The organism is Spirochaetota bacterium, from assembly GCA_004297825.1.
Classification (GTDB): domain Bacteria; phylum Spirochaetota; class UBA4802; order UBA4802; family UBA5368; genus FW300-bin19.
In genome coordinates this window covers 22,685-46,446 of record SCSX01000025.1, presented here as the reverse complement: position 1 = coordinate 46,446, position 23,762 = coordinate 22,685, and the positions used below count along the sequence as shown (strand labels likewise).

Sequence of the window (23,762 nt, the reverse complement as noted above, 5' to 3'; positions counted from 1 at the left end):
GGCATCATTAACCCGCACCCGGGTACGCGGAATCGCGCGGCGATGCGCCCGGGTGTGTATCTGCGCCATTTTTGCGGTGCCGCTACTGCTATCCGACCGGAGGTCCATCATGAGCGCCGATTATTCCGCATTCGATCATCCCTCGATTACTTCAATACTTTTTCATCCGCGCCCTGAAACCGGCGATTCCCGTGGCGGGGGATACACGGACCTGCTTATCCCCGTGGAGGGATCCGTTTCCATAGGGTGCAGGTTCTACGCGGCGCGTCAGGACGCGCCGCTATTCATATTTTTTCACGGGAACGGTGAGATCGTCGAGGATTACGCCGACCTTGGACCGCTCTTCGTGCAGATGGGAATCAACTTCATCCCGGTTGATTACCGCGGGTACGGCCGCTCCGGCGGAAAACCCTCGGTATCGTCCATGATGAAGGACGCGCTCGTTGCGTTCACGTTTATTAAAAGCTATGCGCGTCAGAACGGGTTTATCGGCCCCCTCGTGATCATGGGCCGTTCGCTGGGAAGCGCGTCGGCCCTCGAGATCGCCTCCGCGAATCCCGGCGAGATCAAGGGGCTCATCATCGAGAGCGGGTTCGCCAACGCGGTGCCGCTGCTAAGGCTCCTGGGCGTGAACACGCAGGCCCTTGGAATCCGGAACGACCCGGTTTTCAGGAACGCGGAAAAGATCAAGGGGTACCCCGGGCCCACCCTCATCATCCATGCGGAACGGGATCATATCATACCCTACGCGGACGGCGTTGAGCTTTTCCAGGCGTCGCCCTCGCCGGACAAGGAGATGTACACCATATCGCGGGCGGACCACAACACGATTTTTTATTACGGAATGAAGGATTACCTCGCGGCGGTCGGGCGATTGGTCGCGAAACTGAGCGGGCAGAGGTAACAATCCCTTATTTCAAGGTAAACACATATGCCGCGCCTGATTCAACCGCCGAATCATCCGCGTTCGCGCTTCCATCTGTATTCATGATCGTGGTCTGGCCGCTGTCTTCCCCGATTGCGCCCACCACGATCGTATCCCCGCTCACCGCGACATAGCCAAAGAAATCACCCCCACCCGCATTCGAGGCCTTGAGGTAGGCATCCTGGAACCAGTTCCCGGAACCGTCCTTCTTAAACACATATGCCGCACCGTAATCAGGCGACGTAAATACCGTGCTTGCGAGCCCGTCTGTATTCGTGATGGTGGTCTGGCCGCTTTTTTCCGAGTGTGCCCCCACCACAATAATATCCCCGCTCACCGCGACTGAATCGCCAAACCCATCACTCGCTCTAGCGTTGGAGGCTTTGAGGCAGGCATCCTGGATCCAGTTCCCGGAACCATCCCTCTTAAACACATATGCAGCGCCGGAATCACCTGCCGAATTATCCGTGCTCGCGAGCTCGTCATCATTGGTAATAAACGTCCGATCGCTGTCTTCAGCGTATGCGCCCACGACTATGGTATCTCCGCTCACCGCGACCGAAATGCCAAAATTATCACTCGCTTCAGCGTTCGAGGCTTTGAGGAGATCATCTTCGATCCAGTCTCCTGAACTGTTTTTCTTAAACACATATGCCGCGCCGGAACCAGCTTCTCCTGTTGCGCCCACTACGATGGTATCCCCGCTTATAGCAACTGAATAGCCGAAATGATCACTCAATTCTGCGTTCGAGGCTTTGAGGTAGGCATCCTGGATCCAGTTCCCGGAACCGTCCTTTTTATACACATACGCAGCGCCGGAATCACTTGCCAAATTATTCACGCTCGTGGGTTGATTGTCACTATTGTCGATCGTGATCTGGCCGCTGTCTTCTCCGTATGCACCCACCACGATCGTATCCCCGCTCACCGCGACTGAATGGCCGAAATTATCACCCGATTCCGCATTCGAGGCTTTAAGGAGATCATCTTCTATCCAGTCTCCTGAACTGTTTTTCTTAAACACATATGCCGCGCCGGAACCATCTTCTCCGGATGCGCCCACCACGATGGTATCCCCGCTCACCGCGACTGAAACGCCAAACCAATCACTCGCCCCAGCGTTCGATGCTTTGATGTAGGCGTCCTGTATCCAGTTCCCGGAACCGTCCTTTTTATACACATATGCCGCGCCAGATTCAAGTGCACCATTATCCGTGGCCGCGCTTCCGTCTATATTCGTGATCCCGGTCTGGTTGCTGGATTCCCAGGGCGTGCCCACTACCATCGTATCCCCGCTTACCGCGACTATAACACCGAACTTATCACCCGCATCCACGTTCGAGGCTTTGAGGTAGGCATCCTGGAACCAGACCCTTCGGGCCAGGTCAAGCTCGTCCTTGATGCCGGAAATGTAATCGGTGCAGTGCAGGAACACCGCCAGCGAGAGCATCATGATAATCATAAATCGTTTCATTGTCGCCTCCCGAACGTGCATGCCGCGTCCGCGCGGATTCACAGGTTCATACCCGCGCCAAGGCTTACGCCCAGCCAGGGCTGGGGCCCGGACTTCTCGATGATCGCCGTGTAGTCCGTTTTCAGGTACAGGAACCATTCCGGGGTGAACGCATATTCAAGCGTGACGGAACCCCCCGCAAGAAACTCGGCCCCGGACTTGTTCCGCTCTTCCAGCGGATCAAGTCCGCTCGTCCCCATACTTCTGTATCTGGAGTACATGAACGCCATGCCACAGTGGGCGGCCGGCATGAGCGTGTATTTCTCCAGGAACACAAAGCGCCATCCGGCCCAGGCGGTCAGGGGCGCCATGTGCATGGACGAGAAGAGCGAATCGCCGCTCTTCCAATAGAAGTACCCCAGGTCTGCACCAAATGCCAGATTCTCAAGAAGAAAGCCGGTACGAAATATTCCTGCCGTAGGTCCCGTACCCTGTTCCACAAGCTCGCCCAGCGTCGCGTAAGGAAAGCCCAGACCCGCGCCGGCGCGCAGATGCAGCCGGGAGTACAGATACACGATCCGGTCGGGGCTCTCGTCGTCGTGGTCGTCCACCGCACGAAGGTAAAGACGCCATGAGCCCATTCCCGCAGGAAGTTCGTAGAAGGGCTCCCCGGATTTTCCTATCTCACGGGGACCTTCCTTCGTATCCTTGTAGATACGGTACTCTTTCACGGTCCCGTCAGGGTCCCGTGCCGGCTCCCACTGGAGGATGGCGGTCGGATTCTTTCCATCCCCGGAGGGGCGCTTCGTCAGCGTGACCTTTCCCGGCTCTTCCGGCGGAATGTTCTTCGTGGTCACGGTGAGCTCGTTGGAGGGGAGGGACTCCTCGCCGGCGTCGTCAACGGCCGTGGTCTTGACGACGTAGGTGGTGTTGCTCTTGAGGTTCTTTAATGTGAGGGATGTGCCCTTGCTCTTCAGGGGCTCACGGTACTCCTGCTCTCCCTGTTCCTTGAAATACACGAGATAATGCTTCACCGGGTTGTACGGCGGATACCACGCGAGCTCGATTCTATCCGCTTCAGGCTCCCCCTTGAGCCCGGAGGGGTTGCGCTCGGAGATGAAGAGGACCTCGCTCCGGTTCACCGTCATCTCCTCGGGGCTCAGGAGCACCTTGCGGAAGATGTATGACTTCTGGTCCTCGTCCACGATGAAGGCCTCGAAGTTCCTGCCGTCGCGCATCTGCACGTGGATCTTGCCCATGGAGAGCTCCGTGTAAAGAATGCGCAGGATGTCTTCGCGCGCGATGGTGTCGGTCTTTCCCTCGGTTGTCTTCACGGTGATGGACTGGGGGGCGTCCTTGACGATGGCGCCGCTTACGATGCGCCCGTCCTTCAGGAAAACGTGCTCGGCCCGCAGGCTGCTCGTGCCCGCGGCGGCGATGACGATAATGAGCGCAATGAAGCAGCATGAACAGGAACGCAGCAGCGTTCTTATCACAGTACCCTGCATGTTACACCAACCCCTCGGTCTTTGTTATAAAGAGCATATTTCTCATGCTGTTCCCTCGCACGGCGCGGCGCTCCGCTGTCCGTTGCGTATAAGTCGATCTTGACGTGAAAAACGGACAAATTATTTTGCCCGGGAAACCTGGATATCGATGGAAAACTCCCCTTACGCTGGAAAATCGCCGCATACCCTGATATTTATCATAAAAGCCCTGTATGCGGGGCTTCCACCCATCAAAGAATAAATTGATGTTACGAATATGTCAACAAGCAAAGAACAAGATGTGCTTCCCGGGGAATGAACTGTTCGCGGAAATCACATTTTTTTCTAGGGTCTCAAGGAACGCATAATAACGCTCATACACGTCAATAAAGAGATTCCTGCTTTCAGCGATTCCGGGCATGGGAACCACCGGATAAGTGGTTCAAGGGGGCGATATCGGACAAAAAATTTGTCCTTTTTTCGTTCTTATTCAACTTATTGATATGGATTACAAGGAACAGAAAGGCCGCACCCAATCAATTATTTTACATTTTGAAGAGGTAACGCAGATGAGAAGGACACAAAGCATGCTGCCGTGTTTCCTGGCGCTTTTATTGGCGATTTCATGCAGTAGAAACGGCGACTCCACCCCGGTGGTGGTACTGGCCGTGGGGGACGTGCAGGTGAAGACCCCGGGGGAGGGGCCCGTCCCGGCAAGGGTGGCACAAATTATCCGGAAGGGTGATATCATTACTACGGGACCGCAGTCCCACATCTCCATACAGATCGGCGATCGCGGGATTGTGCAGGTATTGCCGGAAAGCACCCTCGAAGCTGTCTCGCTCTTCGAGTCGGGGACCTGCGAATTGTACCTGACCGGGGGGACGGTGATCTCAAAGATAGACAAACTCGGCAAGTCGGGGAACTACCTGGTGAAGACCCCCACCTCCGTCGCCTCGGTGCGGGGAACGGTCTTCAGTGTTTCGTATGGCGGCGCGGCGAGCTCGATCGGCGTCTCCAGGGGCAGTGTGGAGGTGACCGATATCGCCTCCGGAAAAGCGGAACAGGTGGTTATTGGAAAGGCCGCGGATGTCCTCGGGGGGATTACACTGCGCGATCTTGCCAGGACCGAGTCGCTTGTATTGAGCAAGGCCGAAGCGATTGGCTACATTGGAAACACGCAGACCATCACGCCGGAGGTGCTGGAAGAGAAGGGCCGCTCATTCCTGCCCGCGCTCGATACGATCGACAGGGAGATCGAGGAGCTTGATCTCATGAGCATGGAATCAATCCGGACCAAATACGGCAGGATCGACGTGGTGACGCTTTACTCCGGGAAAGTATATAAGGGCGCAATCATCAGCCGCGGTATCAGCATTAAAATCATTACGCCCCAGGGGACGGTGGAGTTGCCGAAGGACAAAGTAAAAAGCACGGTGACGCAATGATATGGTGAATCTTCTGAGGGCCGCAAAAAACCTGCTCTTAGAAATGCAAAAGCCGGGTGGGAGGACCCGGCTTTCCATAGTGGTACTGCGATGCTGGCTCAGTCTTATTTGAGGAGCTGAAGTACGGACTGCGACTTCGTATTGGCCTGCGCGAGCATTGCCGTGGCCGCCTGGGTGAGAATCTGGTATCTCACGAAGGAGGACATCTGCTCGGCCATGTCGGTGTCGCGAATGCGGCTTTCCGACGCCTGCACGTTTTCGTACGCGTTCATGAGGCCCTTCGCCGCGTGATCCAGCCGGTTGAAATAGGCGCCAAGGTCCGCGCGTTGCTTCGAGATGCTCCTGAGCGCCTCGTCCGCGATCCCGATCACCGCATTCGCTTTCCCGGGAGTGGAAATCGAAATGAAGGTGAGCACCGTGGGATTGCGCAGTCCAAGCGCCGCGGTGGTCATGGTCTCCACGAAAACCCGTTCGCGCTGGTGCATATTGGGACCCATGTGAAACCACATGGACGCCGTGGGGTGGAGCCTCGCAAAAGCCCCGGTCAGGAGCTTCATCTTGTTGTACTCGGCCTGCGACGCGATGCGGTCGACCTCGTCCACAAGCTCCGAAATTTCAACCTGGATCTGCTGGCGGTCTTCGGGGGTGTAAATGCCGTTTGCCGACTGGACGGCGAGTACCCGTATGCGCTGAAGAATGTCGTGCACTTCCTGCAGGTAACCTTCAGCGGTCTGGATCATGGACATGCCGTCCTCGGTGTTGCGCTCCGCCTGTCGTAAGCCCTGTATCTGTGAGCGCATCTTTTCGGAAACGGCCAGGCCTGAAGCGTCATCCCCCGCGCGGTTGATTCTCATGCCCGAGGACAGCTTTTCTATATCCTTCGTCATGCTCCAGTCATGAAACTTCAACGTCCTGTGAGCGAATATAGCGCTGGCGTTGTGGTTAATAATCATGTTTTCCTCCTTGAAATTTCAAGCTATCGTCCTTGATAGCCGGAATGAGAGCGGAATTATCACTCTCTTGGTCGTCCAATTTTCGATTCTAGTTAATAACGATTTAAGGCTATTGTGGTTGATTTATAGCATTTATATTACGATATGGCTCCCCAGGCCCCATTAACTATTAATTTCGCCATTTTATAAAAATTTTGTCCCTGCGATTCTTTTTGTTGTATTTTGCGCTGATAACTGACTGTATTGGCGTGGTTCAACAGGTTTTTCGGTTCATCCCCTGTGAGCGCACAAGGTATCGCCAATTTCATTTTTATTTTCTCAGGATTATCAATCCCATGGTACGCAAATATTCCGCTCCCTCTTCGCGGTTGAAAAGACCCGCCCCCGCGCGGCGTTTCGGGTCCTCCGGCGCCGAGCCGCGCTTGGTAGGAATTGTGAAAAATCTCGTATCCTCAGCCCTCTTCACCATCAGGGAGAGAAGGGCCGTGGCCACGGGAATCGTCGCGGGCATCATAATCGCGTTCATGGTGATCGTAGTCGTCGATTTCTTCAAGGTCCGTTCGATCGCCTCTTTCCAGCCCAATGTCCCCACGAAGATTTTCGACAAGAACAACGTCCTGGTCGCCGAGCTCTTCAAGCAGAAGCGAGAGGTTATGCCCCTCAAGAAGATGTCGCCGTATCTCGTCCAGGCGTTCATCTCCATGGAGGACAACGAGTTTTACGACCACCACGGGATCAATATCAAGGGCATCGTGCGCGCGTTCTTCATCAATATCTTCTCAGGAAGGATACGGCAGGGCGGGAGCACCATCACGCAGCAGGTTTCCAAGATCCTTCTCACCTCGGGCGAGCGCACCATATTCAGGAAAATCAAGGAAGCCATTATCGCGCTCATGATGGAGGTATTTTACTCGAAAGACGAGATCATGGAGCTGTACCTGAACCAGATATTCCTGGGCCACGGCACCTACGGGGTGGAATCCGCGGCCGAGTTCTTCTTCAACAAGGATGTGGGCAGGCTCTCCCTTGCCGAATGCGCGCTCCTGGCGACGCTGCCCTCGTCCCCCAATACCTATTCTCCCATCCGTTATCCCGAGCGCGCGCTCGAGAGGCACAAGATCGTGCTTGCAAGGATGGTCGAGATGGGATTCATCACGATACCCGAGGCGGAAAAGGCCTACCTCTCCTTCTGGCCGGATTATCTCTACGTCATCAACGAGTTGCCACCCACGATAAACGCGATGTCCAACCGCATCGACAAGGCCCCCTGGTTCACCGAGTATATCCGGCGCACCCTCATCAAGAAATACGGCGAGGAGAAGGTGTTCGAGGACGGACTGAACGTGTACACCACCCTGGATGTGCATAAGCAGATGGCCGCCCAGAAGCTCCTGAAAAACGCCCTGGAACGACAGACCTCCATCTCGAACAACCTCATGCTCAAGCGCGACGATTTTATCCAGGACAACTTTACCGAGCTCGTGGATATCTTTTCGCACTTCTTCCCGGTCAATCCCATGCGGCGCACGGGCTCGCTGGACGTGGCGCGTCTCAACGACGCGCTTCGCGACCAGGTGATCGATGAAACCGACATGCTGAATTACATCTCCGGGACTGACCGCCTGGGAGAGGTGCTGGACGAATACCGCAAGGATTATAGCGAAGACAAGGAATTCCAAAAGGTCGAGGGATGCCTCGTCTCGATCGACCACAGGAACGGATATATCGAGGCCCTGGTAGGCGGAAGCGAGTTCACATCCATAAACCAGCTTAACCGTGTCATGCAGTCGTACCGGCAGCCGGGCTCATCGATCAAGCCGCTCCTGTACACGGCAGCCATGGAATCGAAGAAGTTCACCCCCGCGACCGGCGTGCTCGATTCGCCCCTCGTCTTCATCGAGACGGACGGCAGCGACTGGATTCCCGAGAACTACGAGGGCGACTATACCGGTATGATCCGCTTAAGGAAGGCGCTCGCGCTTTCGGTGAACGTCGTCTCCATCCGCATCGCCGACACGATCGGCATATCGCGCGTTGCGAACTATTACCAGAAGCTCCTCAAGCTGAACGACGACGAGGCCAAGCGCCGCATCCGCAGGGACCTCTCCATCGCGCTCGGTTCCATCGAGGTGAGCCCGTATGAAATAACCCGCGCGTTCGGCATCATCGCCAACGGCGGGCGCGATGTGATTCCCTTCAGCATCAGGTACATCACCGACCGCAAGGGAAACACGCTGGAGAATTACGAGCAGGATGTGAAGAAGCAGATCGAGGAAAAAGCGAAGGAAGGCACCATCCAGATTATCCGCCCCGAGACCGCGCAAATCATGATCAGCATGATGCAATCGGTGATAACCGGGGGCACCGGGGGGTCCGCCAACATAGGCAGGCCCGTCGCCGGAAAAACCGGCACCACCAACAACTGGAAGGATGCGTGGTTCGTCGGGTTTACGCCCCAGCTCACCACGGGCATCTGGATGGGCTACGACAAGATGGGGCTTTCACTGGGTCTCAACCAGACCGGCGGCGGCGTGGTCGCGCCCCTGTGGGGCGAGTACATGAGGTCGGCGATGAAGGACACCCCGGCGTCCGATTTCCCGGTGTACGGGGGTCTAAGCAAGAAGGAGGTGTGCGCCCTGTCCGGCATGGCGCTCTCCGCGGAATGCAGAAATACGGTCTCGGAGGTATTCATTCCCGGAAGCGAACCCACCGAGAAATGCAAGGTCTGCAAGGACGGCGGGAGAAACGCGAAGGTGCTCCTGCGCAGCCCCAGCGAAAACATCTCCGGGAGCCGCAAGGGCGCGGTGCTGGAAAATCTTCAGCAGAGGAAAGACGACAAGCCCATCATGAACAACATCGGGAAGGATTTGCTGGAATAATCGGGCGCCGATACTCTCCCCGGCGCGATACGCGCCTCATTTTTCGAGCGAACTCCACACGATCGCGCTCCCATCCATGACCGGCCCGTCCACGCAGGCGCGCCTGTTCCCGGAAGTGGTTTCCACGGTACATCCCACGCACAGCCCCACACCGCAGCCGAAATAGTTTTCGAGCGAAACCTCGATGGGGACCGCGCGTTCGACCGCGATCCCGGTGACCGCCTCCAACATCCGCAGCGGCCCGCAGGCGCATATCGCGTCGTACTGTGTACGGTCTAGCAATCCCGGCATCACGTCGGCGACGGTGCCCTTCGTTCCCTCGCTCCCGTCGTCGGTGGCAATTATGAATTCCTCGCAGGCGTCCCGGTACTCGCCGGCGCAGTAGACATATTCGGCCGAGCGCATGCCGTACACGCACGTCACACGCGATCCGGCCTCCCGGAGCTCACGGGCGAGAAAAAACAGCGGGGCATTCCCCACGCCGCCCCCCACGAGGAGCACGCGGGCGTCCTCCGGGACGGAAAAGCCCTTCCCCAGCGGACCCAGTATATCGACCATTTCGTCCGCGGCATAGAGGGCCATGCGGTTCGTTCCGCGCCCCACGCGTTTGACCACTATCCGGAGAATACCGTTTTCGTAATCGTACACGGAAAACGGCCTCCGCAGAAGCGGGTCGCTTCCCGCATCCACCTTCACATTTACAAACTGGCCGGGGTGCGGCTCCTCGCCTTCCCATTCGAACGCCAGTTCCATATGCCCCTTCGAGACCTCACGGGGCTCTTTTATCAATCGTGTCATTGTATCCGCCTTGTAGTGTGCCGCGGCCGGGTGCTTCACCCGGCCGGGAATAATCGATGCAATCCCTATGCGATAATAACCCTTTGCTTCGGGGCCTTTGCGACCCGTCCAATCACGCGCGCGTCCGGCACGCCTCCCGCCACGAGCGCGCGGGCCAGCGATTCTGCTTCATCAGCCGGCAGCGCGAGCATGAGGCCGCCCGAGGTCTGGGGGTCGAACACGAGGTCGGCGACCGCGCGCGGCACCGTCTTGCCGATGGACACCCTCTCCCCCGCGAAATCGCGGTTCCGGTAAAGGCCGCCCGGTATCATCCCCATATCCGCGTATTTCGCCGCGCCGGGAAGGAGCGGCAGCGCGGACGCGTCTATCGAAACCTCGACGCCGTCGTCGCCGCACATCTCGAGAAGATGCCCCGCGAGCCCGAAACCCGTGACGTCCGTACAGGCGTGGATTTCGAAATCCCGCGCGATCTCCGCGGCCCGTGCGTTCAGGGCCGTCATCGACGAAACGAACGCGTCCATCTCGCCCGGTTCCACGGGCATGCCCTTTATCACGGTGCCGATAATCCCCGTCCCCAGCGGCTTCGTGAGCACGAGCGCGTCACCGTCCCGCAGCCCCCTGTTCGTGAGAACCCGCTCCGGGTGCACGACGCCCGTCACCGATACGCCGTACTTAAGCTCGTCGTCGTCCACGCTGTGGCCGCCCAGGAGCTGGACACCCGCCTTCCTGAGCATATCGAGCCCGCCTTCGAGCACCCTGCCCATCACCTTCATGCTGAATTTTCGCGTGGGGAAACAGAGGATGTTCAGCGCGGTCAGCGGTTTCCCGCCCATGGCATATACGTCGGACAGCCCGTTCGCGGCCGCGATCTGGCCGAATACGAACGGGTCGTCCACGATGGGCGTGAAAAAATCGAGCGTCTGGATGAGCGCGATCTCGTCGGTGAGGCGGTAGACCCCCGCGTCGTCGTTATGATCGAAGCCGACGATCACGTTGCGGTCGTAGCGAATATCGAGCCCCTTCATCACCTGGGCCAGCTCCGCCGGCCCGATCTTGGACGCTCACCCGGCTCCCTTGACGGATTCCGTCAGGCGCTGGGTATCCAGCGGCGTTATTTTACACACATCTTCCATGTCGTTAATCTAGCCTGAGCGCGGGTTTTTGCAAGGTTTTTATTCGCCGGGGGCCGATACGCATATGCAAAGCCCCGCTCTCTCGAACGGGGCTTTCCTTCTTTCAATCGAATCCTTGCCCCTTCAGGGGGCGCGGGGAGCCTACATCTCGATGCAGATCGCGCATCCCTGGCCGCCGCCGATACACAGCGTCGCGAGGCCCTTCTTCGCGCCGCGCTTCTTCATCTCATGCAGCAGGGTGATGAAAATGCGCGCGCCCGATGCTCCTATGGGATGGCCAATCGCGATCGCGCCGCCGTTCACGTTCACCTTCGTCGTGTCCCAGCCAAGCTCGCGGTTCACCACGATCGCCTGCGACGCAAACGCCTCGTTCGCCTCCACGAGGTCGAGATCGGACGGCTTCCATCCGGCCTTTTCAAGGGCCTTCCGGCTCGCGGGAATGGGTCCCGTTCCCATGATCGCCGGATCGACTCCCGCCGACGCATAGGACGCGATCCGCGCGAGCGGCGTAACGCCCAACTGCTTCGCCTTGTCGGCCGACATGACGATGATGGCGCCCGCGCCGTCGTTAATGCCCGATGCGTTTCCCGCCGTGACCACGCCGGTCGACTTAAAGGCCGGCTTTAATTTCGCAAGCGTCTCCATGGTCGTTCCGAACTTGGGATACTCGTCGGTATCGAATACGACGGTCCCTTTTTTCGAGGATATTTCCACGCCTATGATCTCGTCCTTGAAGCGGCCGGACTTGACGGCGTTCTCCGCCTTCTGCTGGCTTTCGCACGAGAACCGGTCCAGTTCCTCGCGGGTGAGCTTCCAGCGCTCGGCGACGTTTTCCGCGGTGATCCCCATGTGGTACTGGTTGAACGCGTCCCACAGGCCGTCCTTGATCATGACGTCCACGAAGGGAGCCTCACCCATCCGGTATCCCCAGCGCGCGTTCGGGAGCACGTAGGGGGCCGCGCTCATGTTCTCGAAACCCCCGGCGACCACGACGTCGGCATCCCCGGCCTTGATCATCTGCGCCGCGAGCGACACGGACCTGAGTCCGGATGCGCACACCTTGTTAATGGTCATTGCGGGAACCTCCTGGGGGATGCCCGCATGTATAAGCACCTGGCGTGCCGGGTTCTGTCCCAGCGCCGCCTGGAGAACGTTTCCCATCACCAGGTTATCGACCTGGCCGGCCTCTATCTTCGCCCTCTTCAAAGCCTCCTTCACCACAAGCGTGCCCAGTTTGACCGCGGCTATATCCTTCAGGGTGCCCCCAAAAGCGCCCACCGGCGTTCTTGCAGCGGAAGCGATCACCACCTCTCTCATATGCGCTCTCCTTCAATGCTGGATTCCAGTCCAAATTTACGGGATCATGATTATACGGCAACATTATTTGTAAAGCATTAATACCCGGGTATCAGACCACGCGCCCCGTAAGCCCGGCGGGCAGGAGGTGCGCGGTCAGGCGCGATGCGGCATAATCCATGCGCAGTTCCCCGCGCTCGGCCATGCGTCCAAGGATCGAGGCGAACCTGTCCTCCATCGACTCGATTACGGGCAATACCCTGTCGAACACCTCGACCGGCACGCAGTCAAGCAGGTGAATGAACGATTTCATCTCGCCGCCCGCGGACAGGAATTCCATGAGCGCCTCGCCGCCCACGCGGTTGAGCGTCCGGGAAAGGGAATCCAGTATCGTGCTCCGGTAGGGATAGGTTTCGAAATTCTGGCGCGCGATCCCGTTGAGCACCCCGTAGAATCGGCGGAATTTCATCGCGTCCGCCCCGCCGGCAAGCGACAGCTCGAGGCATATGGTCTGATACAATAACAGGTGGGGGTCGTCCCCTTCCTCGTCGGGGTGCGCGCAGTTTCCTTCGCACGAGGACGCGTGCGCCACAAGACCGCGGTACCATTCGCCGTTCGATTCCGCCAGCCTCTTCCACCCGTAGAACACCGATTCGTTGCGCTTCAGGCCAATGAGCGCGAGGATCTTCAGCTCCGGATCGTACTCGTTGCGCGACACCTCGTAAAAGAAGTTGAGCAGCTCCTCGTTGGGGAAATAGACCAGTGCGCGCATGATGGCGATTCTCAGGTGCGGCTGCTCGAAAAATTCGCTGATAAGAAAAGGCACGAGATCGCGGAGCCGCAGGCTCTGGATGACGAGGGTGTCGTCGTGGAGCAGGATCCGTCCGGCGAGGTTTTTCCTGTAAACCTCGGCGCCCTCGTAGGCGTCCAGGAAAATCTCGGCCCTCGAATAGAGATCTTGCAGCACATACTCCTCGCCCGGCTCGCTCCCGCGGACGCGGCGCTCCCCGGCCTGGAATATTACCTGGTCCAGGAGCTCCACGAACGCCATGGATATTTCATCCGGGTCCGCGATCATGGAGGTGCTCAGGTATTCGCCCAACTCGCTCTCCGCGCGCTCCGCGAGCAGTTCCAGGGCCCGGACCGGGTCCTCGCACGAACGGAAATCCTCGGCGCATCGTCGCGCGAAGGCCTCGATTTCGCTTCCCGGGATCAGTTTTTCTTTTCCGCGCATATTCCCGCTTCCTGGCTATTGATAAAACAGGGTACCGTTCTGTCGAGGCTTTTTTCGGCGATTTTCGCAGGGCGAAAGGCTTGACATCCCGGCTCCCCGGCGGCTCATCTTCACTGAGCGTCATTCAGGCGCAGCTTGAACTCTTGAAACAGGGGGAATACTTCCATGGCACTTCGGACATTCGGTCCCGATATAATTACGGAAAAATGCACGCGGTGCGGGCGCTGCGTCAAGGTATGCCCCAGGGGCGTGCTTGCCATGGCGGCCGGCGGAGTCGGGACGACAGGGGAGGAATGCATACTCTGCGCGCATTGCCACGACGTCTGCAAATTCGGCGCGATAGATTTCCAGGGTGCGCTCAGGAAGCCGGTTTACAAATCATTCCCCTACAAAGAGCGGGTGGTGAAGCCGGGAAAGATCGAACCGGGTCTCCTGGTCAACTTCGCGCGCTCCCGCAGGAGCACCAGGCGCTTCATGGACAAGCCTGTTCCACAGCGCACGCTTCTCGATCTCGTCGAATTCGCGATCACCGCGCCCTCGGGCAGCAACACGCAAAACTGGCAGTATACGGTGCTCCCGACCAGGGAGCGCGTCTACGGGCTCGCGCAGGAAATCGGCAATTTCTTCGCCGGGTTGAACGCCCTGGTGAGAAATCCCCTCGTGCGGTGGGGCGCCGTTCCCTTCCTGGGCATGAAACTCGTACGGTATTATCGGAACAACTACGAAAGCGTTGCGAGGAGGCTCGTGGAATCGAACCAGGGGAAAGACCCGCTCTTCTACGGGGCGGCCGCGCTCATCCTCGTGCACAGTGACGGGGAGGGGAGCATGCCACATTTCGACGCCCAGTACGCCTCTTACAACATGACGCTGCTCGCGCATGCGCTCGCCCTGGGAAGCTGCTTTATCGGGTACGCGTCGGAGGCCATCAATACCTCGGGAAAATTGCGCCGATACCTGGGCATCCCCGATGCGCACCGCGTGCACGCGGCAGTCGCATTCGGATACCCGGATGTCGAATTTTACAATCTTTCCCTGAGAAAGCCTCACGCGGTGCACTTGAAGGATTGACGGGATTTTTCCGGCGAAAAGGCGGGCTTAAAAGCTCGCAATATACACGAGGATCATGACCGGCGCGCGAAGCGCCGCGGCAAGCCAGACGGAACCGCTTTTCATGTAAATAAAACCCGTGAATGCGCCTACAAGGGCGAAGATAACGGTCGCGCCACCATTTCCCGAAAGAAGAAAATAGAACCCATACAGGATCGACGCCATCACGAATCCCGCCATCGAGCCGACAAGGTCCGACAGGTTGCGCTGGACGAATCCCCTGAACACGATCTCCTCGATCACGGTAACGAGCAGCACGATGACAATGAAATATTCCACCGGCGAGATCGAGGACTGCCGGTACCAGAGGTAGAGCGGAGAATGCGCGTAAAAAAGCCTCGTCACCACCGCGATCACGACGCACGCCCCTGCCGTAACCGCGGGGAGCACGTGTCTTTTCCGGAAGGGACGCTCGTAACCCAGGAGCCGGCGGGCGGTAAGCAGATCACTGTCGAACGCGACACAGATTAAAAGCCCCGCCAGCCCGAACAGCGCGTACTGGTACGCGAAGGACACGTAATGCCTCGTGAACCCGAGGTACCCGAGAACAAGGACGCAGGCGAGCGCGAATAGTCTCGATAATGGCGGCCTGGGTGCCGGATAACGGTTGTCCAGCTTTACCATATCATTTGTCTAGGGCATCATAATGCTCCGGTCAAGGAATAATTTTTCGACCCGCTTTCCGTCCTGCAATCCCGCCTCCGGCCTCGAATCGTACCCGGATTCAAAAATATTCATTATTTCGGCCCCCCGATCGTATTCAGGTCAGATACACGAATCGGGAGACATGAATGCGCTGTTTTTTCAGGGGGCTGATATCACTTATGGCAGTCGCCGCGTGCGCCTCACAGGCCGCCGCGGGGCTCGTTATCAACGAGGTCGCGTGCGGAACATCCGGCGGCGACTGGGTCGAACTGTACCTGGACGGGGCACGCGGCGAATCCATGGATATTTCCGGCCTGTACGTCACCATGTACTACGGCGTGAACGAGCCGCTCGGCACGCACCCGATAACCCTCTACGCCGCCGACAGGCCGCAGACCCCGTACGACGATCGGTTCGCCGTGGTTCATCTCACCGCCCCCGCCACCCCCGACGAGACCGATTTTACCGGCGACACGAACGGAAACGGCGCCATCGACGTCTATTGCAACAATTATTCGGGGAGCCTCTGGAACACCGACTGCGTCCTTGCGATCGACACCGATGACAGCCCGTCGAACGGCGGCATCGTCGATTTCATGGCGTATTCGATCATGGACGAGGCGTACAACGCGGTCATGGAATCTTATGTGCGGGACGCTGCATCGGCAGGCCAGTGGAAGCTGGGCCAGGGCAGCGTGGGTGAAAGCACTGTTCCCCTTCCCAACCAGGGACTTGCCCCGCACCAGTGCCTGGCGCGTATTCCCGGCGCGGATACCAATTCAAAAGAGGACTTTTCGATCTCACCGTTCCAGACTCCCGGAAGGCCCAATATGTTCGCGAATGCCGGTACGCGGACGGCGCGTCTTTTCACGGTATCACGGACGACATTCACCGCCCTCCCGTCCCGGCGCGGATCATCCTGTTTAAATATCCCTGTCTTCCTGTACGAGCCATGCAGTATTCATCTCAGGATTTTCACGACGACGGGTCTGCTGGTGTACGAATCACCGCTCCACAAGAGCGTCTCCCCCGGGGCGTTCACCCTCGCATGGGACCTGCGAGGCCGCGGCCGAAGCGCGTGTACGGGGCTCTATATCGGCTCCATCGAATGCACGGGGGCACGTATACGTAAAACTGAATCGAAAACCGTTTACCTAATCATAAGCAGGTATAGATGACCGCGCTCGTCCTGTATGCGGCAATCACGGGCCAACTGCTCGCGTTCGAGCGCGCCCCCCTGTACCCGGCGGTGCTGTTCCCCTACCCCGTCGCCGCCGCCGATGAGTGGACATTTCCGCATCCCTACAACCCCGCATACGGGGCGTTCCCGTCCGGCTGGGGGTTCACTTCCTTTTACGCGAAACCTTACATGCTCGAACGATTGAGCTCCGGCGGCGCCTCGCTTACGTGGAAGGACGCGGCCGCCGGGTTCACGCTCGATTTCGCCACCTTCGGTATCCCTGAATACAGGGAAGACAGCGCGGGATTTTCCGCGTCCTGCCGGCCATTTTCCTGGATGGGCGCGGGAGTGCGCGTTCGTGAATCGTTCCTCACCATCCACACCGCGGATTACTCCCTTTCGGAGCGATTCACCGATTTCGACGCGGGACTAATCGTCGTACCCTGTACCTGGCTCACCCTGGCATTCGTTCAGGACAATATATCCTCGCTCGCTAATAGGGATCACGTTGAAATTGCCTATCCTTCCTGGAGTGCCGGGCTTTCGCTCAAGCCCGCCCCCGGTGCCAGCATTTCCTGGAACCTCACGCACACAAGGTTTTCCAGTATCAACAGCCTCGCGCTGACAGCAAACCTCATGCGCTCGCTCAGCTTCAGGGCGGGGTATTCACGCGAAACCTCGAGCTTCGCCTTCGCGGCGACGCTCTCCCTGAGCGGGCTGCTCGTATCGTATGGCGCGGCATTTCACGCCTACCTGGGCACCACGCATGTTGTCAGCCTTACGTTCGCCTCCGGCGATCCCGGATTCGAACACATGCATTATCTGTCACCAATTGCGCATTCCCTGGAAAAGGGATCCCGCGCCCGGATCAATATCGTCACCTGCACGCCGGAGGAGCTCGGAACGGTTCCACTGACGAGCCCGGAACTCGCCGCGCGCATCGTGAAGTACCGCGGGATTATCGGACCCGTAAGCCGTAAAGCGATGGTCCAGATGGGCGCATCGGGTCGGGTGCTCGATTCCCTGCTCGCGCACGTGTACGGCCTTGTCCCGGATCATGAAACGGGCGCCGACGGCGAAAAACGAGCCCGTACCTTCTTCAAGCGCACGCACCAGGAAGCCGAGGCCACGCGGCAGGCCGGGGTGCGCCGGCTCTTCAACTGTCTGCTCGAAAGTGAGGTTCCCGCGGCCACTGCGCTGCGTCTTGCCGAGATGGCGCGCGGCATTCCCCGTGAAGAATTTTTGCGCGCGGTGGACCGCATGGAGGAGATCTCCGAAGAAACCCGCGAACAGATCAAGGATCGATGCGGCACGCTCTTGCCTTAATCGCGCTGCTGCTCGCCGCCGGGGGGCCTGCGCCTGCGCAGGAGGTATCCCTCCAGGCGGAGTACCGCCGCGATGCCGTCGACTACGACGAATCGGTATCGGAATTCTACCGGCTGAAAACGGGGCTTCTTTTCAGCGAGAAAAGCTCCTTCAACGCGGCTCTCGTCCGTTCCGCGGGCGCGGAACACTGCGACTATACCTGGTTTCTGGCATTGAACGACGCGGTAAGCGGTGGTCGTCTCATGGTCGGCCATTACACCGCCCGCTTCGGCGGGGGGCTTGTCCTCGGGAGACGCTCCCCCTTCAATCCCGATGATCTTTCACGGCGCGTCTCCTCTACAGAACGGGATACGTTTTCTGGCGTGACAAGCGGTAACCCGCAATACGCGTTTTACGGGGCGGCGGTAAGCGTGGATACCGGCGATGCCGAATTGCACGCCCGATTCGATTCCTTTTTTTCATCGGCGACAAGATTCCTGGACGCGGACGGCTATTTCTCCGGGGGCACGGATGCCGGGATCGACACCGTGCGATCCTCGAATCGCACCGCCGCCAAGTCGGAACCTGTCTGCCTCGAAAATATCGGATTCGGCTTCTCCGCGGTCATGGGCGGTTCGCTCCGGGTGCAGGCGTCATCGCTCCTGACCAGGATGAGCAGGCCCCAGGGCGGAAGCCTGCTCTGGGACAGGGAAAGCGGTTCACCGGGGCGCCCCGGAACCCGTTCGGTTTCCAACTCCGAGCTGTTCGTCGAGTACCGCGAGGACTCCCTGGGTCTTTTTTTCGAACCCGCCGTGAGTTTCGTGGACCGGGAAAACGACGACGGCCCTCTACGCACCCTGACCGGGTATGCGTACCTGTGCGGATTTACCTTCCAGGGTCCGCGCCTTGAGGGCACACTAATCAGAAAATATACCGCTCCGGAGTACTACGCCCCCTATGGCGCGTCGATCGGCGAGCAGTTCCCGGAGAGGGCCTGGTTTTTCGACTGCGCGCTTCCGTGCGGGGTTTTCAGCGCGGGCACCTCGCTTTCATCCGAAAAAAAACTGAAGCCCGATTCCCGGGACGATGCTTTGCCTTTAAGCGTCAAGGAAGAACTTTTTCTCCGGGCGCAACGCTCCTCCATCGACGGATCGCAGCTCTCGTATCGCGTACTCACCGTGACGGGAAACGGCGAGACCTCCCGAAAGCGCCAGCTGAACGCACGCCTGAAATTCAAGGCCTTTGACAGGCTGGCAGCCGCCCTGGGGACGGTTGTCCAGTCCCGATCGGGGGCCCGAACGTCGAAACTGGTTTCGACCTCCCTGGGGACGGAATTTGGAAAAATCAACGCCACCGCAGCCTACTGCCGCGCGCTTGTCTCTGCGGGCAATTCCCTCTACGCCGTAATCGCGCCCCCGGAGCACGCGAGCATTCCCGGAACTATGCTCAAACGGAGTGCGCATGTCATCGCGGCCCGCATCAGCGCATCGTGCGCCGGTGCGCGATTTTCCATCCGGACTTTTCACCTTCTATCCGCCGGTGAGCCTGTCCGACATACCCTGGATATCTCCGGGCAGGCGTCTTTTTAGTCCCTGGGGGATGCCGAACAATTGATTTGACAAAATGGCGCGAATCCCCATACTTATCCCTCACCGTGAATACAGGGAAAACTGCGGAATCGGGGCAGGCATTCCCGTCGTTTCCCGGTCACCGTTAAATGATAAAAATTGAAATTCAGCGAACCCTGCCGTTTCCGTTGGCGGGAATATTCAGCAGGCTTGACGATATCGTCAAGCTTAGAGCGCTGAAAAAAGACATCAGGGAGCTTTCCCTCGTACGCAGCGAATCAGGTCTCCAGATCGCGGACGCGACCATAGGCTTGCCGCTTTTTCTTTCATTCAGGGCGCGTCTATCCTGCGCAACCAGGCTGGAAAAATATTGCGAGTTGAAGCAGGTCAAGGGGGAATTCCGCGAGTACCTGTGCATTTACGAGCTCTCGGATTCTCAGGGGGGGACCGATATTTCCGTATCAGTCACCATACGCTTCAGGTTCGGTTTCGCAATGATCATCTCCTTCCTTATCGAGCCGCTCCTGCGGAGGCGCATCGAACGGGAATTTGCACGCATAGAAAAGCTGGAATTGGCTCGCGCGTTATAACCATGACAAAACCCATCATAGTTCAAAGCGACAACACCATTCTCCTCGAGGTGGACAACCCGGATTACGAGACCGCGCGCGACGCGGTGCTTCCCTTCGCCGAGCTGGAGAAGAGTCCCGAACACATTCACACGTATCGCGTCACCCCGCTCTCCCTGTGGAACGCTGCGGCCGCCGGCCTGGACGCCGAACAGATAATCGGATCGCTCAAACAGTATTCCCGTTACGACATCCCGGAGATCGTGCTGGTTACGGTGAAGGAGCAGATGCGCCGCTACGGCCTCATCAAGCTCGTACGTGAGGGCGATTCCCTCGTCCTCAGGTCGAAAGACCCGATGCTCCTCGCCGAAATCGTACGGGAAAAGAGAATACAGCCGTTCATCGAGCGCGCCGGCGACGACGCCTCACTGGTGGTGAAGCCTAACCTTCGCGGTCACGTGAAGCAGTCCCTCATCAAGCTCGGATTCCCCGTGGAGGACCTTGCCGGTTACGAGGAGGGCGACCGCTGCGATATCGGCCTGCGCGACACCTCGCAGCACGCCCAGCCGTTTGCCATACGGGACTACCAGGTGAGCGCGATCAACGCATTTTACCGAGGCGGCGGGCCGGAGGGGGGAAGCGGGGTCGTCGTGCTTCCCTGCGGCGCGGGAAAAACCATCGTGGGCATCGGGGTGATGGCACGGCTGCAGACCGAGACGCTCATTCTCGTCACGAACACCGTCGCCCTGCGCCAGTGGCGCGAAGAGCTCATGGATAAAACTCACCTGCAGCCCGAGCAGATAGGCGAGTTTTCCGGCGAAAAGAAGGAGATTCGGCCGATCACAGTCGCGACATACAATATCCTCACCTACCGGAAGAAAAAAAACGAGGATTTCGTGCACTTCAATCTCTTCCGGGAAAAGAACTGGGGACTCATCATTTACGACGAGGTTCACCTTCTCCCGGCGCCCGTCTTCCGCATGACCTCGGAAATCCAATCCAAGCGCAGGCTGGGGCTCACCGCGACGCTCATCCGGGAAGACGGCATGGAGGCGGACGTCTTCAGCCTTATAGGTCCCAAGAAATTCGACATGCCGTGGAAGATACTCGAGAAGTCATGCTGGATCGCCGAGGCGCTCTGCACGGAACTCCGCGTGGAGCTCCCGGAACACCTGCGCTACCAGTATTCCATCGCCAGGGACCGCGAGCGGTTCCGCATCGCCTCCGAGAACGAACGCAAGGTGGAGTTCGCGAAGCGCATCCTCACGCATCACAAGGGAGCGAGCGTGCTCATCATAGGCCAGTACATTTCACAGCTCGAAGAGCTCGCTCGCATATTCAAGTTCCCGCTCATCACGGGGGCGACGCCCGTATCGGAGCGGGAGGCGCTGTACGGCCAGTTCAAGCGCGGCGAGATCAAGACCCTCATCGTGTCCAAGGTCGCCAATTTTTCCATCGATCTACCCGACGCGAACATCGCCATCCAGGTCTCCGGGACATTCGGTTCCCGTCAGGAGGAGGCGCAGAGGCTCGGCAGGATACTGCGCCCCAAGAAAGGGGAAAACCGCGCCTATTTTTACACGATAATATCGGCGAACAGCGTCGAAGAAAAGTTCGCCCATAACCGCCAGCTCTTTCTCACGGAGCAGGGTTACGTCTACGTGATTCTGAACGAACAGATGTTCGGGGAGCGCTTTCCCGCCTAAAGATTTTCGCCTGCCGTGCCGATATTCAAGGCATGAGGATATCCACGGGCATTTCCGAGATCTCGTTCCTGGCGCCCAAATCCGGGGCCGGGGCGGTCGACAAAACCTTCATCTGGCCGGTGTACGATAACGGCAGCGTGACGCGCGTCCAGGGCATTGCAAAACGGACCCAGTCCAACATCACCTACATCAAGCCGACACCCGAGGAGCATCTTCGCCTGTTCGAGGACCTGGAGCGCTCGCGCCAGTCCGAATACACCGCCTCCGGCACATCCATGGACAAAAGAGGAACCGTGTACGCGCCGGGAACCTTTTTTGACGCGCTCGCCTGAAGCCCGGTATTCTTTTTCTTATTATCTTTCCCTTCCAGAGAGTTCATGCACTAGACCACACCGGAAAAAACTTGCTTCTTTCTCAACTTCGTTATATATTCTCTAACAATTAGCTTACCTTCGGTATAAACACTACTACACGGATGAGGAGGATTTTAATGAAAAGCAAGTTTTTCGTTATCCTTGCGGCTCTCGTTGCGGTATTCGCTTTTTCATATGGTGCAAGCGCGCAGACGCTCACGACGGATATCGTTTTCCTGAAGCTGGGATATGTTCCGGTTTACACTTTTGAATATGATGTAGCGGGCTCGGAAACATACGACTGGACCGGTTTTGCGGTAGCCGGTGAATATAATTTAAATTTCGATAATTTCTGGCTCGGTTTCGGGCTTGAATGGAAAAGGATGCAGGGGGACGATTTTGGTTCAACGGTAACCGGAGAGGATAAATACATTAACCAATTCCTTTCCCCCCAGTTTTCAGCAAAATTTGCTGCTCTTGGTGGTCTTTATGTAGGCGCAGGTGTTGAGGGAAAATACCTGATTTCCTCTAAGGTCCCTGCGGGAGGAGAAAAAGCGGATAAAAAAATCGACCTCTGGGTGGACGGAATTCTCGGCTACTACATGGTAAGCCCGTGGGATGGCGTCTTCTTCGATCTGGAAGGCAGGTTCGGATACAATCTCACAAACAACCAGTTTAAGGATAAAGACACTGGTGACAAGATAAAATCCAATTACGACGTGACCCTTTATGTCGGCATAGGATACAGGGCGACGCAGTCGGAATACTAATTCCGGGCAGTATCCCTAAAATGAAAAACCCGCTCTTTCGAGCGGGTTTTTTTGTTGGGTATTCCCTTCTGTTAGTAGGCCCGTTTTTATTTGTCATCCACCAAGAAGCTGAAGAACAGTCCTTGATTTCATATTGGCCTGAGCAAGCATCGCCGTACCACTCTGGACAAGAATCGAGTCCTTCGTGAAGTTCACCATGGTCTCCGCCATGTCCGCGTCCCTTATCCGGCTTTCCGACGCCTGGATGTTTTCGTACGCGGTCATGAGGCCCTTGGATGCGCTTTCCATGCGATTGTAATACGCGCCAAGGTCCGCACGCTGTTTGGAAACCTTCTGAAGAGCGCTGTCGATGACGCCGATCGTCCTGTTGGCGTTGTCCGCCGTGCTCAGGTTCGCCCGGAATGCACCGGTCTGCTCTTTCAGTTTGAGTCCCACCGAGGTCATAGTTCCGATATACACCCTCTCCCGCTGGTGCATATTGGGACCCATGTGGAACCACATGCTCGCCTTCGGGTTGGTCTTGGAGAACTCCCCGAGGAGGAGCTTGAATTTGTTGAACTCCGCCTGTGACGCGATCCTGTCGATTTCGTCTACAAGGGCGGAAACCTCGACCTGCATGAGCTGCCTGTCTTCCGAGGTATAAATACCATTCGAAGACTGGACCGACAGCACGCGAACACGCTGCAGGATTGACGCAGTCTGGTCCAGGTAGCCTTCCGCGGTCTGGACGAACGACATACCGTCTTCGGTATTGCGCTCGGCCTGGCGGAGACCCTGGATCTGGGTTCTCATCTTCTCGGATACCGCAAGACCGGAGGCATCGTCGCCCGAACGGTTTATGCGAAGACCGGAAGACAGTTTCTGCATCGAGGCGTCCACGTCCCAGTGCTTGAACTTCAACACCTTATTGGCATTGATCGCACTCATGTTGTGATTGATAATCATAAACTACA

Annotated in this window: 20 protein-coding genes; 11 read left to right on the top strand and 9 right to left on the bottom strand. The window is 57.9% G+C overall.

Annotation, left to right across the window (positions count from 1 at the left end):
- Nucleotides 1–109: 109 nt before the first annotated feature.
- Nucleotides 110–904 (top strand): alpha/beta hydrolase, encoded by a 795-nt coding sequence (locus EPN93_05360; GenBank protein ID TAL37899.1) that lies wholly within the window; start codon nucleotides 110–112, stop codon nucleotides 902–904.
- 7 nt (nucleotides 905–911) lie between these two features.
- Here EPN93_05360 and EPN93_05355 read toward each other — a convergent pair whose 3' ends face one another.
- Both EPN93_05355 and EPN93_05350 read right to left on the bottom strand, forming a co-directional pair.
- Nucleotides 912–2,537 (bottom strand): hypothetical protein, encoded by a 1,626-nt coding sequence (locus EPN93_05355; protein ID TAL37898.1) that lies wholly within the window; start codon nucleotides 2,535–2,537, stop codon nucleotides 912–914.
- Nucleotides 2,438–3,886, bottom strand: a complete 1,449-nt coding sequence (locus tag EPN93_05350) for a hypothetical protein (GenBank protein ID TAL37897.1) — start codon at nucleotides 3,884–3,886, stop codon at nucleotides 2,438–2,440. Before EPN93_05350 ends, EPN93_05355 begins: the two co-directional genes overlap by 100 nt.
- A gap of 482 nt (nucleotides 3,887–4,368) precedes the next feature.
- Here EPN93_05350 and EPN93_05345 point away from each other — a divergent pair, with 482 nt between their 5' ends.
- The gene (locus tag EPN93_05345) at nucleotides 4,369–5,313 is read left to right on the top strand and encodes a hypothetical protein (protein TAL37896.1); all 945 of its coding nucleotides are present in this window, start codon (nucleotides 4,369–4,371) and stop codon (nucleotides 5,311–5,313) included.
- 104 nt (nucleotides 5,314–5,417) lie between these two features.
- Here the strand turns inward: EPN93_05345 and EPN93_05340 are convergent, their stop codons facing one another.
- Nucleotides 5,418–6,266 carry a flagellin gene (locus EPN93_05340; protein TAL37895.1) on the bottom strand — a complete coding sequence of 283 codons (849 nt, stop codon included), beginning with the start codon at nucleotides 6,264–6,266 and terminating at the stop codon, nucleotides 5,418–5,420.
- Between the two features lie 335 nt (nucleotides 6,267–6,601).
- Between EPN93_05340 and EPN93_05335 the strand changes: the two genes are divergently transcribed.
- Nucleotides 6,602–9,145 (top strand): PBP1A family penicillin-binding protein, encoded by a 2,544-nt coding sequence (locus EPN93_05335; GenBank protein ID TAL37894.1) that lies wholly within the window; start codon nucleotides 6,602–6,604, stop codon nucleotides 9,143–9,145.
- Nucleotides 9,146–9,181: 36 nt separating this feature from the next.
- Here EPN93_05335 and EPN93_05330 read toward each other — a convergent pair whose 3' ends face one another.
- The 4 genes from EPN93_05330 to EPN93_05315 form a co-directional block, all read right to left on the bottom strand.
- Entirely contained in the window at nucleotides 9,182–9,943 is a 762-nt protein-coding gene (locus EPN93_05330) for a dihydroorotate dehydrogenase electron transfer subunit (protein ID TAL37893.1), read from the bottom strand.
- Between the two features lie 65 nt (nucleotides 9,944–10,008).
- Nucleotides 10,009–11,076 (bottom strand): selenide, water dikinase SelD, encoded by a 1,068-nt coding sequence (selD, locus tag EPN93_05325; GenBank protein ID TAL37892.1) that lies wholly within the window; start codon nucleotides 11,074–11,076, stop codon nucleotides 10,009–10,011.
- A 141-nt stretch (nucleotides 11,077–11,217) separates the two neighbouring features.
- Nucleotides 11,218–12,393 carry an acetyl-CoA C-acetyltransferase gene (locus EPN93_05320; GenBank protein TAL37891.1) on the bottom strand — a complete coding sequence of 392 codons (1,176 nt, stop codon included), beginning with the start codon at nucleotides 12,391–12,393 and terminating at the stop codon, nucleotides 11,218–11,220.
- Nucleotides 12,394–12,484: 91 nt separating this feature from the next.
- A complete protein-coding gene (locus EPN93_05315; protein ID TAL37890.1) occupies nucleotides 12,485–13,606 on the bottom strand; it encodes a hypothetical protein in 1,122 nt (373 codons plus the stop codon).
- A gap of 165 nt (nucleotides 13,607–13,771) precedes the next feature.
- Here EPN93_05315 and EPN93_05310 point away from each other — a divergent pair, with 165 nt between their 5' ends.
- Nucleotides 13,772–14,674 carry a nitroreductase gene (locus EPN93_05310; GenBank protein ID TAL37889.1) on the top strand — a complete coding sequence of 301 codons (903 nt, stop codon included), beginning with the start codon at nucleotides 13,772–13,774 and terminating at the stop codon, nucleotides 14,672–14,674.
- A 27-nt stretch (nucleotides 14,675–14,701) separates the two neighbouring features.
- Here EPN93_05310 and EPN93_05305 read toward each other — a convergent pair whose 3' ends face one another.
- Nucleotides 14,702–15,337, bottom strand: coding sequence for a CPBP family intramembrane metalloprotease (locus EPN93_05305; GenBank protein ID TAL37888.1), 636 nt, complete (start codon nucleotides 15,335–15,337; stop codon nucleotides 14,702–14,704).
- 200 nt (nucleotides 15,338–15,537) lie between these two features.
- Between EPN93_05305 and EPN93_05300 the strand changes: the two genes are divergently transcribed.
- From EPN93_05300 to EPN93_05270, 7 genes are all read left to right on the top strand, one after another.
- Nucleotides 15,538–16,536, top strand: a complete 999-nt coding sequence (locus EPN93_05300; protein TAL37887.1) for a hypothetical protein — start codon at nucleotides 15,538–15,540, stop codon at nucleotides 16,534–16,536.
- Nucleotides 16,533–17,864, top strand: coding sequence for a hypothetical protein (locus tag EPN93_05295; GenBank protein TAL37886.1), 1,332 nt, complete (start codon nucleotides 16,533–16,535; stop codon nucleotides 17,862–17,864). Before EPN93_05300 ends, EPN93_05295 begins: the two co-directional genes overlap by 4 nt.
- The gene (locus tag EPN93_05290; GenBank protein ID TAL37885.1) at nucleotides 17,843–19,432 is read left to right on the top strand and encodes a hypothetical protein; all 1,590 of its coding nucleotides are present in this window, start codon (nucleotides 17,843–17,845) and stop codon (nucleotides 19,430–19,432) included. Before EPN93_05295 ends, EPN93_05290 begins: the two co-directional genes overlap by 22 nt.
- A gap of 128 nt (nucleotides 19,433–19,560) precedes the next feature.
- Entirely contained in the window at nucleotides 19,561–20,001 is a 441-nt protein-coding gene (locus tag EPN93_05285; GenBank protein ID TAL37884.1) for a hypothetical protein, read from the top strand.
- A 2-nt stretch (nucleotides 20,002–20,003) separates the two neighbouring features.
- On the top strand, nucleotides 20,004–21,686 hold the full coding sequence (locus EPN93_05280) for a DEAD/DEAH box helicase (GenBank protein ID TAL37883.1): 1,683 nt from the start codon (nucleotides 20,004–20,006) through the stop codon (nucleotides 21,684–21,686).
- A 32-nt stretch (nucleotides 21,687–21,718) separates the two neighbouring features.
- Entirely contained in the window at nucleotides 21,719–22,018 is a 300-nt protein-coding gene (locus EPN93_05275; GenBank protein TAL37882.1) for a hypothetical protein, read from the top strand.
- Nucleotides 22,019–22,176: 158 nt separating this feature from the next.
- Nucleotides 22,177–22,809, top strand: a complete 633-nt coding sequence (locus EPN93_05270) for a hypothetical protein (GenBank protein TAL37881.1) — start codon at nucleotides 22,177–22,179, stop codon at nucleotides 22,807–22,809.
- A gap of 93 nt (nucleotides 22,810–22,902) precedes the next feature.
- Here EPN93_05270 and EPN93_05265 read toward each other — a convergent pair whose 3' ends face one another.
- Nucleotides 22,903–23,754 carry a flagellin gene (locus tag EPN93_05265; protein TAL37880.1) on the bottom strand — a complete coding sequence of 284 codons (852 nt, stop codon included), beginning with the start codon at nucleotides 23,752–23,754 and terminating at the stop codon, nucleotides 22,903–22,905.
- Between the last annotated feature and the right edge of the window lie 8 nt (nucleotides 23,755–23,762).

Bases quoted from the DNA above. Each gene is read 5' to 3' on its own strand.
- EPN93_05360 (TAL37899.1), top strand. From the start codon at position 110: ATGAGCGCCGATTATTCCGCATTCGATCATCCCTCGATTACTTCAATA.
- EPN93_05355 (TAL37898.1), bottom strand. From the start codon at position 2,537: ATGGTTCCTGTACCTGAAAACGGACTACACGGCGATCATCGAGAAGTC.
- EPN93_05350 (TAL37897.1), bottom strand. From the start codon at position 3,886: ATGCAGGGTACTGTGATAAGAACGCTGCTGCGTTCCTGTTCATGCTGC.
- EPN93_05345 (TAL37896.1), top strand. From the start codon at position 4,369: ATGGATTACAAGGAACAGAAAGGCCGCACCCAATCAATTATTTTACAT.
- EPN93_05340 (TAL37895.1), bottom strand. From the start codon at position 6,266: ATGATTATTAACCACAACGCCAGCGCTATATTCGCTCACAGGACGTTG.
- EPN93_05335 (TAL37894.1), top strand. From the start codon at position 6,602: ATGGTACGCAAATATTCCGCTCCCTCTTCGCGGTTGAAAAGACCCGCC.
- EPN93_05330 (TAL37893.1), bottom strand. From the start codon at position 9,943: ATGACACGATTGATAAAAGAGCCCCGTGAGGTCTCGAAGGGGCATATG.
- EPN93_05320 (TAL37891.1), bottom strand. From the start codon at position 12,393: ATGAGAGAGGTGGTGATCGCTTCCGCTGCAAGAACGCCGGTGGGCGCT.
- EPN93_05315 (TAL37890.1), bottom strand. From the start codon at position 13,606: ATGCGCGGAAAAGAAAAACTGATCCCGGGAAGCGAAATCGAGGCCTTC.
- EPN93_05310 (TAL37889.1), top strand. From the start codon at position 13,772: ATGGCACTTCGGACATTCGGTCCCGATATAATTACGGAAAAATGCACG.
- EPN93_05305 (TAL37888.1), bottom strand. From the start codon at position 15,337: ATGGTAAAGCTGGACAACCGTTATCCGGCACCCAGGCCGCCATTATCG.
- EPN93_05300 (TAL37887.1), top strand. From the start codon at position 15,538: ATGGCAGTCGCCGCGTGCGCCTCACAGGCCGCCGCGGGGCTCGTTATC.
- EPN93_05295 (TAL37886.1), top strand. From the start codon at position 16,533: ATGACCGCGCTCGTCCTGTATGCGGCAATCACGGGCCAACTGCTCGCG.
- EPN93_05290 (TAL37885.1), top strand. From the start codon at position 17,843: ATGCGGCACGCTCTTGCCTTAATCGCGCTGCTGCTCGCCGCCGGGGGG.
- EPN93_05285 (TAL37884.1), top strand. From the start codon at position 19,561: ATGATAAAAATTGAAATTCAGCGAACCCTGCCGTTTCCGTTGGCGGGA.
- EPN93_05280 (TAL37883.1), top strand. From the start codon at position 20,004: ATGACAAAACCCATCATAGTTCAAAGCGACAACACCATTCTCCTCGAG.
- EPN93_05275 (TAL37882.1), top strand. From the start codon at position 21,719: ATGAGGATATCCACGGGCATTTCCGAGATCTCGTTCCTGGCGCCCAAA.
- EPN93_05270 (TAL37881.1), top strand. From the start codon at position 22,177: ATGAAAAGCAAGTTTTTCGTTATCCTTGCGGCTCTCGTTGCGGTATTC.
- EPN93_05265 (TAL37880.1), bottom strand. From the start codon at position 23,754: ATGATTATCAATCACAACATGAGTGCGATCAATGCCAATAAGGTGTTG.